Annotated in this window: 4 tRNA genes and 1 pseudogene; all 5 read left to right on the plus strand. The window is 41.4% G+C overall.

Going from position 1 to position 780, the window contains the following annotated elements:
- Nucleotides 1–118 (plus strand): annotated as a pseudogene (locus P20480_RS19715) (type III pantothenate kinase); the annotation flags it as partial.
- A 126-nt stretch (nucleotides 119–244) separates the two neighbouring features.
- Nucleotides 245–320, plus strand: a tRNA-Thr gene (locus P20480_RS16060).
- 40 nt (nucleotides 321–360) lie between these two features.
- A tRNA-Tyr gene (locus tag P20480_RS16055) sits at nucleotides 361–445 on the plus strand.
- A 45-nt stretch (nucleotides 446–490) separates the two neighbouring features.
- A tRNA-Gly gene (locus P20480_RS16050) sits at nucleotides 491–565 on the plus strand.
- Nucleotides 566–576: 11 nt separating this feature from the next.
- Nucleotides 577–652: transfer RNA gene (locus P20480_RS16045), tRNA-Thr, on the plus strand.
- Nucleotides 653–780 lie beyond the last annotated feature (128 nt).

Raw genomic sequence — 780 nt, forward strand, 5'->3', positions numbered from 1 at the left:
TGTTTTTGCTGGTGGTTATGGCGCACTGTTACAGCAACAATTTGAAGGTAGTATTTTTGATTCTTTATTAGTAATGAAAGGTTTAAATTTTTGGCGAGATTTAAGCAAAACAAGCTAAAAATAAGAAAAATCAGCGACTTTTGCATGAATATTGAACATTTAACCAATAAAATCGCATTTTTTTAATTTTATTGTTGCATCCCAATAAACCTTACTCTAATATCTCGCCCCGTACTAAAGCAGTGCCGACTTAGCTCAGCTGGTAGAGCAACTGACTTGTAATCAGTAGGTCAACCGTTCGACTCGGTTAGTCGGCACCACTTTCCTTTTACCGAAAGTGAATTAGTAGAGAATTATCGTGGAGGGGTTCCCGAGCGGCCAAAGGGATCAGACTGTAAATCTGACGGCTCAGCCTTCGCTGGTTCGAATCCAGCTCCCTCCACCACTTTATTCTTGACGGTTAGAGGTAGATTAAGAACAGATTCCTAACGCGGGCATCGTATAATGGCTATTACCTCAGCCTTCCAAGCTGATGATGCGGGTTCGATTCCCGCTGCCCGCTCCAGTTCTTGTGTTGCTGATATAGCTCAGTTGGTAGAGCGCACCCTTGGTAAGGGTGAGGTCGGCAGTTCGACTCTGCCTATCAGCACCAGTCTTAAGAATCTTCTTGATTACTTCCTTTATCTGTCAGAAAATACTATTTGAAAAAATTAACTTAATCTACCTTCGGTGGATTATTTTCATATGTAATCTAGATACACAAAACTGATAGGTTCCGTC

It is taken from the genome of Pseudoalteromonas sp. BSi20480 (assembly GCF_000241365.1).
In the GTDB taxonomy this organism is placed as follows: domain Bacteria; phylum Pseudomonadota; class Gammaproteobacteria; order Enterobacterales; family Alteromonadaceae; genus Pseudoalteromonas; species Pseudoalteromonas marina.